Here is a 10,161-nt window from a genome sequence, read left to right as displayed (position 1 = left end):
CTAACCCGACCCCGCCTCTCCGTAAGCCAGTTGGTCATACAGGTGCCACGTCGCGTGCCCCAGCAGCGGCAGCACGATGAACAGCCCCAAGAACCCCGGGATCAGCGCCACGAAAGTCGCGACCGCGATAAAGATCGCCCATGCCAGCATCGGGCCAAAGTTTTTGGTCACCGTCTGAAACGACGTGATCATGGCCGTGACGAAATCGATTTCCCGGTCCAGCAACATCGGCAGCGCGATGACCGTGATCATGTACAAAAGCAGCGCAAAACCCGCGCCGACGGCCGTGCCGACTGCCAGCATGGTCAAGCCGTTGGGGGTCAGGAACACCTCGTAAGAGGACGAGATGTTGGTCATGGTCGACAGCCCCAGAAACAGGGCAAAGATCATGTGACCCAGAAAGAACCAGAACAGCAGCATGAACACGATGATCGCGCAGATCGACGGAAGCTGCCGTTTCGACTGACGCAGGATGACCGTCAGGATCGCACGCGGGTTCAGGGGGCGGCCCTGTTCGATCCTGCGAGAGACGTCGTAGAGCCCCACGGCCGCGAACGGGCCGAACAACGGAAAAGACACCGCCGCGAAGATCAGCCAGTAGCTTTGCCCCGTGGCGATGGTGATCCATGCAAGGATCCAGCCGATGACCACGTAGGTCGCCCCGAAGAACAACCCCCACAGCGGCGCGCGACGCATGTCGCGGCCCCCACGGCGCAGCGCCTCACCCAGATGGTGCAGCGTGACGGGCTGTAATTTCGGCACGCCGGGCTTTGGTGTATCTGGCACGGGCCCCTCCTTCCCCATTCAGTTGAACTAAGGAAGCGGGAAAACCGCGCCAGATCAAGAACATCCCAGATACAGCTTTAGCCTGCCGCCCCCTGCGGCGGACGTTTGTCGGGCCAGCCGGTCGCCTGATGCCATCCTTGGGCCAGCTGCAGCACGCCCAGATCGCCGCGATGCGGACCAATGAACTGCAGCCCCATCGGCAGGCCGTTGTCACCAAAGCCCGCAGGCACGGCGACGCCCGGCAGACCGATCAGCGAACAGGGGATCACGCATTCCATCCAGCGGTGATAGGTGTCCATCTGCTGGCCCGCGATCTGTTTCGGATGCGCCCAGTCGACCGGGAAAGGCCAGACCTGTGCGGTGGGGGCGATCAGCGCATCATAGGTCTGGAACAGTTCGGATGCCTTGCGGAACCAGTTCGACCGAATGGACGAGGCGCGCATGATCTGCTGCGCGCTCAGCGCCCGGCCGCGTTCGATTTCCCAGATGGCGTCTTCGCGGATCAGCGGACGGTAGTCCGGGTTGTCATACAGCGGACCGAGGCTGCCCGCGACGGCGAAGGACCGCAGGTCGATCCAGGATTGCCACAGGTCTTCTGCCGGGAACGGGGCTGGCAGAGACTCGACCGTGCAGCCCAGCATGTCGAAGGTGTTCAACGCGGCCTCGCACGTGGCGATGACCCCGTCATCCATCGGCCAAGCCCCGCCCCAATCGCCAAGCCATGCAACGCGGCGACCTTTCAGATCGGCATCAAGCTGCGTCGCAAACGGGCCATCGTCATAAGACGACGGCACACGCGGATCGCGCCCGGCCTGCACGTCCAGCAGCAGCGCCAGATCCTCCGGGCTTCGGGCCATGGGGCCAGAGGTGGCCAAGGGGTGCAGATAAAGGTCACGGTCGGGATCGGCGGGCACAAGGCCAAAGGACGGGCGGAAGCCATAGACATTGGCCCAGCCCGCCGGATTGCGCAGGCTGCCCATCATGTCGGACCCGTCCACCGCCCATTGCATCCGCGAGGCCAGTGATGCGGCCGCCCCGCCAGAAGACCCGCCCACCGACCGGCCCGTGTCATAAGGATTGCGGGTCGCGCCATAGACCGGGTTGACCGAATGCGATCCCAGCCCGAATTCCGGCACGTTGGTCTTGCCGATAAAGATCGCGCCCGCCGCGCGCATCCGGGCCACGTGCAGATCGTCGCGTTTCGGTATGAACTTGGCCAAGATGGGCGAGCCGAGCGTGCCGGGAAATCCCACCGCATTGGCCGTATCCTTGACCGCCATGGGCAGTCCCCAGAGCGCGCCGCTCGGCCCGTCCTTGTCCGCCTGCGCCGCAGCCTCCATCAGCGCGTCGGTGTCTTTCAGCGCGACAATGGCGTTCAAGGGCGGGTTTTCCTGCGCGATACAGTCAAGGCAGGCCTGCATCACCTCGGCCGCCGTCACCTCGCGCGCGTGCAGCATGGCCAGCAGCTTGGTGGCCGAAAGATCGGTTAACGTCATGATATCCCCCCTGTTGCGGCGAAGTGTATTCGGCTGAGGCCCATGTTCCAGCCTTTTTGCGGTTTGGACCGCAGGTTTGATTATTTTTGGAAAGATGAAGTTTGGTGGGTTGCGCAGGGGCGGTTACGCTAGAGCCCGAGTCGATTTTTATGGTGGGGATATTTTTATGAAACTTCTGGCACTCGCATTAGGACTGGGCCTTCTGGCCAGCGGCGCGCAGGCCGCACCCTGTGGCAACACGGCCCAAGGGTTCGAGCAATGGAAAGCCGCCTTCGCGCAAGAGGCTGCGCGGGCGGGCGTGAAACAGCGTGGGCTGAACGCGCTGGCAGGCGTGCAATATTCCAACGGTACCATCGCGGCGGATCGCAACCAGAAGGGCGTGCGCTATTCACTGAACGACTTCATGCGCATCCGGGGCGTGAACGCCATCGTCGCGGGAGGCAAGAAACGCAAAACCGGGAACCCTGGGTTCTATTCTTCGGTCGAAAAGGCCTATGGCGTGCCGGCGGGTATCCTGCTGGCGATCCACGGGATGGAGTCGGGCTTTGGCCGGACCTTTGGCAAATACAATGTGCTAAGTTCGAACGCCACGGTGGCCTATGATTGCCGTCGGTCGGATTTCTTCAGCGGACATATGATTGCGGCGCTGAAGCTGGTGGATCGCGGCTGGCTGGACCCGGGCGCGCGTGGCGCGGCGCATGGAGAGATCGGGCATACGCAGTTTCTGGCCGGTAACGTGCTGAAGTATGGCAAGGACGGCAACGGCGACGGGCGGGTCGATCTGTTCAACATTGGCGACGCCATGGTTTCGACGGCGAATTTCCTGCGTCAGAAGGGCTGGAAGCCGGGGCAACCTTATTCCGAAGGCACCCGGAACTTCCGCGTTTTGAACGAATGGAATGCGGCCACCGTTTATCAGCAGGCGATTGCGATCGCGGCGGCGCAGATCGACGGGTAACCCTCAGGCGCCTGGTCTACCCGATCGTCACCGACCACGAAAACCGGGCGATGGCCCCGGCGGCGAGCGTCTTGGTAAAGGGGCGGTCGCTGATTTCGGGACCTGCGCCCTGTTCGGCGGCCATGCCGTGCCACGGTTCGATGCAGATGAAGGGGGCGCCGGGTTTCTGCCACAGGCCAAGGTTCGGGAAGCCGTTGAAGCGGAAGTCGAGCTTTGGTCCGGCCTCTGCGCGGTAGGTCAGCGCCTCGCCCGCGTCTTCGGGAAAGATCATCGCGTCATCTTCGAAGAACCCCGGCTCTAGCGTCAGTTTGCCCTGACGGAAGGGCGATGGGCGACGATCGCGGCGCAGCAACCCGTCCTCAAGCCGGGCCAGTTCCGGCTCTGCCCCATTGTGCAGACGGATGGTGTGCGGCCGGTCTTCGCCCCCCGGCAAGGGCCAGCGGAAGGCCGGGTGAAACCCCAGACCAAAGGGCAGAAGCGACCGGCCGGTGTTCGACACGGTGGCGGTGACGCTAAGCGTCTTGCCCTTCACCGCATGGCCGACGGTCAGCGCGAAGGGCCGCGGGTAGGAACATTGCGTGGCGATGCTATCGGTCAGGGAGTGGATCACGCGCGAGGGTTCGGAGCGGACGCATTCGAACACCATGCGGCGGGCGAAACCATGCTGCGGCATCTCTCCGCCCTGACCGTCGATTTCGACACGATCACCGGGCGCGCGGCCCACGATGGGGAACAGGATGGGTGACCGGCCAGACCACCATTGAGGATCGCCATCCCATAGAAAATCACGCCCCTCCGCATCGCGCAGGATTTGCATTTCCGCACCAAGATCAGAAACGGCGACCCGCAGGTCATCGCTTTCGATCCAGGTGATCTGGGGTGGTTGTTGTCCGTCCATGTCCTGTCCCGCCTTTTGGCTTTTTTCTTACTGTGCCACGGTTGGGGGACAGGACCAAAGGGGCGGAATGGATATGCGCGGAAACTGACCGGCTGGCTGGCAAAGCTTTGCCGATCCGCTGTGCGGGCCATGGTTCAAGTGGATTGACGAGCCTTTATTGGCAGGCGCTTTTCGACGGGCTTTGATTGATGGGCACACAGGGCCGGATCGGCCCGGTTCGATCAGTCTTCGGCGTTCGCCTCGGCCCGGGATTTACCGCTGACGTTCATCGCAAGCGTGGCCGCCATGAACGGGTCCAGCGCGCCATCCAAGACGCCTTGGGTATCCGACGTTTCATGTTCGGTCCGCAGGTCTTTGACCATCTGGTAGGGCTGCAGCACGTAAGACCGGATCTGGTTGCCCCAGCCAGCCGAGCCTTTGCTTTCGTGCGCTTCGTTGATCGCTTCGTTCCGGCGGTCCAGTTCCAGTTGGTACAGGCGCGATTTCAGGGCCTTCATGGCGATGTCGCGGTTCTGGTGCTGCGACTTTTCGGAAGAGGTCACAACGATGCCGGTCGGCGCGTGGGTGATCCGCACGGCCGAGTCGGTGGTGTTCACGTGCTGACCGCCTGCGCCCGAGGATCGGTAGGTGTCGATGCGGATATCGGCGGGGTTGATCTCGATCTCGATATTGTCGTCGACGACCGGATAGACCCAGACGGACGCGAAAGAGGTTTCCCGCGTGCCTTTGCCGAAGGGGCTGATGCGCACCAGACGGTGCACGCCGGATTCGGACTTCAGCCAGCCATAGGCGTTATGGCCGCTGATCTTATAGGCGCAGGATTTGATGCCTGCTTCGCTGCCCGCTTCTTCGGATTGCAGTTCGACCTTGTAGCCGCGCTTTTCGGCCCAACGTACGTACATCCGCTGCAGCATCGACGCCCAGTCACAGGCCTCGGTCCCGCCGGCACCTGCGTTGATTTCAAGGAAGGTGTCGTTGCTGTCGGCCTCGCCGTTCAGCAGCGCTTCCAGTTCCTTGGCGGCGGCTTTTTCTTTCAGCGCTTTCAGGGCGGCCTCGGCGTCCGAGATGACCTCTTGATCGTCTTCCATTTCGCCCAGTTCGATCAGTTCGACGTTGTCGGTCATCTCTTGCTGGATGCTGTCATGGACGGCGATGGAATCCACCAGCGCCTGACGATCTTTCATCAGCGCCTGCGCCTTTTCCGGGTCGTCCCACAGGTTGGGATCTTCGACCCGGGCGTTGAACTCCTCCAGCCGGTGTTTGGCCGTTTCCCAGTTCATCCGCTGGCGCAGAAGCTCAAGCGATTTTTCGATGTCAGAGACAAGGTTCTGGGTCTCGGCGCGCATGGGGGGTCCGTTCGTAACTAGATGGCCTGCGTGATAACGCGATGGCTGGTTGGGGGCAAGGTAGCTAGGGCGGTAAGCCGGGCAGCGTCCGACCGTGGGGGGACGCAGCTCCAATTGTGGTCTGTGGTTTATGGCAAAGTGGTAGCCATCAATTCAATCATCGCGCTGTATCTGAAGAAGCGTCCGCCCAAGAGGCGGTCGGATGCTGCCCGGCGGCGCTTCGCGCCTTGATTCCGGGCGGGGCGCGACACCCCACGTAGGGTGGGTTTTCAACCCACAGACCGACGCTAGTACAATCCGCCCGACGACATTGTCCCAAAGCTCGCCTTGGGTCCGACCACCGCCTTGCGTCCGGTCGATGTGGTGACCTGACGGGCACCACCGCTGCGCACCTCGTCGAACAGGGGCAGGTCCGCGCCCATGGCGAAACCACCGTCAAAGCTGACACCAAAGATCGGCTCTTCTCCGTCGCGGAAATATTCCGCCACGACGTTTTCGCCGCTGGCGTTATCGGGCAGACGTGCCCCGGTAAAGCGGTCGATCTTGATAAAGTGACCACCCGGCGGGACCTTGAATTTGCCGCCGCCGAATTTCTTGACCGCTTCGACCATGAAGCGCTGGAAAACCGGCCCGCAGAAGCCGCCGCCCGACGCACCACGGCCCAGAGACACCGGATCATCATAGCCAATGTAGCAGCCCGCCACGACGTTCGAGGTGAAACCCACAAACCAAACGTCCTTGGCGTCGTTGGTCGTCCCGGTCTTACCAGCGGTAGGCACGCCAAGGTTCACCGCCTTGGAGGCCGTGCCGCGTTCCACCACGCCCTGCATCATCGAGGTCAGCTGATACGCCGTGATCGCATCCATTACCCGTGCGCGGTCCGACACGATGCGCGGGCTGCGCGACCGGGGGATCGTCGGGTCGTTACAATCGACGCAGTCGCGCTGATCGTGGCGATAAATCGTGCGGCCATAGCGGTCTTGCACACGGTCGACGAGCGTCGGTTCAACCCGTTCCCCGCCGTTGGCGAACATCGCGTAGGCCGACACCATTTTATACAGCGTCGTTTCTTCCGACCCGAGCGCGTTGGCCAGATAGGGTGACAGGTTATCGTAGACCCCGAACTTCTCGGCATAGGAGGCGACGACCTCCATGCCGACCTCTTGGGCCAGACGGATGGTCATCAGGTTCCGCGACCGTTCGATACCGGTCCGCAGGGGCGTGGGGCCATAGAACTGGTTCGACGCGTTCTGCGGGCGCCACAAGCCCTGCGGCGTGTTGATCTCGATCGGGGCGTCGATGATGATCGTCGCGGGGGTGTAGCCGCTGTCCAAGGCCGCTGCATAGACGAAGGGCTTAAAGCTTGACCCCGGCTGGCGACGGGCCTGCGTGGCGCGGTTGAAGACCGAGTTCTGATAGCTGAACCCACCCTGCATCGCGATCACACGGCCGGTGTTCACGTCCATCGCCATGAACCCGCCCTGCACCTTGGGGATTTGCCGCAGGGTCCAGCGGATGAAAGCGCCACTGCCATCTTCGGTCATGCGGCGGACATGCACCACGTCGCCGACTTCAAAGTTGTCCTTGAAAGAGCCTTTGGCCCAGTCGATGTCTTTGCGCGGGATAACAAAGGGCTCTGCCTCGGTTTCCTGAACGTCTTCAATGCCGACGCGCATTTCCTGATCGCCAATCGACAGGACCACGGCCGGATACCACTGGCTTTCCAGATTGACGTCACGGGCGATACGCACATCGGCAAGGGCGGCGCGCCATTCCTTTTCAGACCCCAGTTTGGCAGGGTCAATTTTCTTGCCACTGGGGCGCACTCGACCAAGGCCACGGTCGTATTGTTCCAACTGCAGTTGCAGCGAATTGGCGGCCAGCACCTGCATGTCGGGATCAATGGTCGCGCGGACGGTAAAGCCACCGGTAAAGAATTCACCTTCGCCAAAGTCCCGCGACAGCTGGCGGCGGATTTCATCGGTGAAATAGTCGCGCGGCGGGCGTTCGGTGCGATAGCTTTCAAAGTCACCGTTCTGCACCGAGCGCAGGGGCTGCTGCACCTCGGTCTGATAGACGGCCTGCGTGATGTAGCCGTTCTCCATCATCTCGCGCAGGACGAAGTTCCGGCGTTCGGTCACACGTTGCTTGCGGCGGACGGGGTGGTAATCGGACGGCGCCTTGGGCAGCGATGCCAGCATCGCGGCCTCGTGCGGGGCCAGTTCCGACAGCGCCTTGTTAAAGTACGTCTGCGCAGCCGCTGCCACACCGTAAGAGTTCTGGCCGAGGAAAATTTCGTTCAGATACAGCTCAAGGATTTTCTCCTTGGGCAGGGTTTCTTCCAGACGGGTGGCAAGGATGATTTCTTTGATCTTCCGTTCGATCTGACGGTCGCCCGACAGAAGGAAGTTCTTCATCACCTGCTGCGTAATGGTCGATGCACCCCGCACGTTCTGACCGCGCGATTGCACCGCTTCGACGATCGCGGCGGCGATGCCGCGGGTGTCATAGCCCGAATGGGTGTAGAAGTTCTTGTCTTCGGCCGAAATGAACGCGTGCTTCACCAGATCGGGAATTTCCCCGGCAGGTGCGAACAGGCGGCGTTCCACGGCGAATTCGTCGATGATCCTGCCTTCGGACGAATAGATCCGGCTGATCGTTTTCGGCTGATACTGCGCAAGGCTTTCGTGGCTGGGCAGGTCACGACCATAGACCCAGAAGATCGCACCAATACTCAGCGCGATGACCATCGCGCCAAGGGTAATAAAGCTGAAGATGCCTCCGAAGAAGGACAGAACGAATCTAAGCATGTGGATCCTGTGCCGAATTCCCCGATCATATACGCGTCCGGGCCCGAACGGTCAAAACACGATGCCGCCAGTGACGCGCGGTTCTGTGCCGATCCAAACTATCGCGTCATGCGATCCAAAGTTGACTTGAGCCCGCCGGGTGCCTTTGATGTCGATAGTTTCTGGTAAAGAGTTTGATGACATGACTAAATTCCCCGCCCTTTATCTTGCAGCCGCCTTGACTTTGACTGCCTCGGCCGCCCCTGCGCTCGCCCAAGCCAACAAAATTTTCGACCTGTGTCGCGCCGCAGGAAAAAGTTTCGACTTCTGCATGAAACAGACGATGGAACGCAGTCTCGCGGGCTGTACTGCCGTGCGCAAGCAGATCAAGCGACAAAAGGAATCCGCCGCGAAAGAAGGTTATTACCTTGCTTTTGCAGGCCGCAAAGCCTCGACGATCACCGGGATCCGTGGCTGCGGGTACGCTTGGTATAAGGACGAAGCCAAGGCGCAGTCCGTTGCGATGGCCAATTGCAAGAGATGGGAAGCAGAATACGGCACAGGCAACGGCGACAAGACCTGCCGCCTGATGAATTAAGCTTTACTGCCGCACCAGCGGGCGACGCGCCGCATCATCCGCCTGCCAAGCCGCAATGCCTGCGCGCAGGGCGCGGGCGATGCGGTCGATGAAGGCGGGATCGCTTAGGTTCTTGCGGTCGCGGTCTGACGACAGATACCCGACCTCGATAAGGACCGACGGGATGTCGGCGGCTTTCAGGACCGAGAAATCCGCCGCCCGGTGCGGACGAGAATTCAACGGCACCTCTGCCGCGCCGATCGCGGTTTTCAGCGCCTTCGACAAGGCGGTCGTCCGCGGGGCGGTTTCCTGCCGCGCAAGGTCCAGCAGAACGCCTGCAACCACGTCATCTTTGCCGGTCAGATCGACACCCGACAGCAGATCATCGCGGTCATGACGTTCCGCTAGCTTGGCCGAGGCCTCATCGCTTGCCGTTTTGGCCAGCGTATAGATCGTCGCGCCGCGCGCGTTGCCGTAGGGCAGAACGTCAGCGTGCAAAGAGATAAAGACATCCGCCCGCGCTTCATGCGCGATGGACACGCGCCGCTCTAGGGGGACAAAGGTATCTTCGTCCCGGGTCAGGATCACCCGTGTGCCGCCCTGCCGGATCATCGCCTCTTGAACCGCGCGGGCCAGATCCAGCATCAGGGTCTTTTCCACCAGATCGCCGCGCACTGCGCCGGGATCGATGCCGCCATGGCCCGGATCGATGACGACGGTGATCACGTCGTCCTTATCGACGGCAGGCGCGACCAAGGCCGGTTCAGGCAGGTCCCACTGGGGATCCCGCGGCGCGCCGGCGCTGGCGGCAAATGCCTCGACCGTGGTGGGGGTCAGACGGGCGGTCAGCGTCGCCTCTCCGGTGGTGTCGTCGATGCGCATGGTGGCGGTGTCGACCTCCATCGGGTCGGCCAACGTCATCACCAGACGCGACCAGCCGGGACGATAGGTGCCAAAGCGGATTTCCGTCACCTGGCCGGGGTCTAACAGGCTTTCGGCCGTCAGATCGCCCCAGTCAACCTCTTGAAAATCCATGACGATCCGGGTGGGGTCGGTCAGGGAAAACACCCGCCACGGCACCCCTTGGGACAGGGCCAGAACCACGTCGACACCGCGCCCGCGATCCGCGATCCGGCTGTCGCCCGTGTCCAGCCGCGCCAAAGCGCTCAGCCCCTGCGCCATGCCGCGCGGGGCCGTCAAAGCCAGCGCCATCATCAGCGCGGCGGTCAGGAATATCTGTGCCAGTCTGCTCATGTCCGATCCGGTGTTGCCCCGGGGTTGTTGCGCCCAGCATACGCCAAGCCGCGGACC

8 protein-coding genes are annotated in these 10,161 nt (G+C 62.1%); 2 read left to right on the top strand and 6 right to left on the bottom strand.

Features of this window, described 5'->3' with window-relative positions:
* Entirely contained in the window at window positions 1-786 is a 786-nt protein-coding gene (locus tag ACI3GR_RS01515) for a DUF2189 domain-containing protein (protein WP_407492080.1), read from the bottom strand.
* Window positions 787-863: 77 nt separating this feature from the next.
* Window positions 864-2,282, bottom strand: a complete 1,419-nt coding sequence (locus tag ACI3GR_RS01510; protein WP_407492079.1) for an amidase — start codon at window positions 2,280-2,282, stop codon at window positions 864-866.
* A 166-nt stretch (window positions 2,283-2,448) separates the two neighbouring features.
* Between ACI3GR_RS01510 and ACI3GR_RS01505 the strand changes: the two genes are divergently transcribed.
* Window positions 2,449-3,240 (top strand): lytic murein transglycosylase, encoded by a 792-nt coding sequence (locus tag ACI3GR_RS01505; RefSeq protein WP_407492077.1) that lies wholly within the window; start codon window positions 2,449-2,451, stop codon window positions 3,238-3,240.
* Window positions 3,241-3,256: 16 nt separating this feature from the next.
* Here ACI3GR_RS01505 and ACI3GR_RS01500 read toward each other — a convergent pair whose 3' ends face one another.
* The 3 genes from ACI3GR_RS01500 to ACI3GR_RS01490 form a co-directional block, all read right to left on the bottom strand.
* Window positions 3,257-4,138: an aldose 1-epimerase family protein gene (locus ACI3GR_RS01500; RefSeq protein WP_407492076.1), complete on the bottom strand. Its 882-nt coding sequence runs from the start codon at window positions 4,136-4,138 to the stop codon at window positions 3,257-3,259.
* Between the two features lie 221 nt (window positions 4,139-4,359).
* Window positions 4,360-5,484, bottom strand: a complete 1,125-nt coding sequence (gene prfB / locus ACI3GR_RS01495; protein WP_407492075.1) for a peptide chain release factor 2 — start codon at window positions 5,482-5,484, stop codon at window positions 4,360-4,362.
* Window positions 5,485-5,771: 287 nt separating this feature from the next.
* A complete protein-coding gene (locus tag ACI3GR_RS01490; RefSeq protein ID WP_407492074.1) occupies window positions 5,772-8,294 on the bottom strand; it encodes a penicillin-binding protein 1A in 2,523 nt (840 codons plus the stop codon).
* 139 nt (window positions 8,295-8,433) lie between these two features.
* Between ACI3GR_RS01490 and ACI3GR_RS01485 the strand changes: the two genes are divergently transcribed.
* Entirely contained in the window at window positions 8,434-8,871 is a 438-nt protein-coding gene (locus ACI3GR_RS01485) for a hypothetical protein (protein ID WP_407492072.1), read from the top strand.
* Between the two features lie 3 nt (window positions 8,872-8,874).
* Here the strand turns inward: ACI3GR_RS01485 and ACI3GR_RS01480 are convergent, their stop codons facing one another.
* Complete coding sequence (locus ACI3GR_RS01480) at window positions 8,875-10,104, bottom strand: N-acetylmuramoyl-L-alanine amidase (protein WP_407492070.1); 1,230 nt, start codon at window positions 10,102-10,104, stop codon at window positions 8,875-8,877.
* Between the last annotated feature and the right edge of the window lie 57 nt (window positions 10,105-10,161).

Source organism: Pseudooceanicola aestuariicola, assembly GCF_045763785.1.
Classification (GTDB): Bacteria; Pseudomonadota; Alphaproteobacteria; order Rhodobacterales; family Rhodobacteraceae; genus Pseudooceanicola.
This window is presented reverse-complemented; position numbering and strand designations above follow the sequence as displayed.

Bases quoted from the DNA above. Each gene is read 5' to 3' on its own strand.
- ACI3GR_RS01510 (WP_407492079.1), bottom strand. From the start codon at position 2,282: ATGACGTTAACCGATCTTTCGGCCACCAAGCTGCTGGCCATGCTGCAC.
- ACI3GR_RS01505 (WP_407492077.1), top strand. From the start codon at position 2,449: ATGAAACTTCTGGCACTCGCATTAGGACTGGGCCTTCTGGCCAGCGGC.
- ACI3GR_RS01500 (WP_407492076.1), bottom strand. From the start codon at position 4,138: ATGGACGGACAACAACCACCCCAGATCACCTGGATCGAAAGCGATGAC.
- prfB (WP_407492075.1), bottom strand. From the start codon at position 5,484: ATGCGCGCCGAGACCCAGAACCTTGTCTCTGACATCGAAAAATCGCTT.
- ACI3GR_RS01490 (WP_407492074.1), bottom strand. From the start codon at position 8,294: ATGCTTAGATTCGTTCTGTCCTTCTTCGGAGGCATCTTCAGCTTTATT.
- ACI3GR_RS01480 (WP_407492070.1), bottom strand. From the start codon at position 10,104: ATGAGCAGACTGGCACAGATATTCCTGACCGCCGCGCTGATGATGGCG.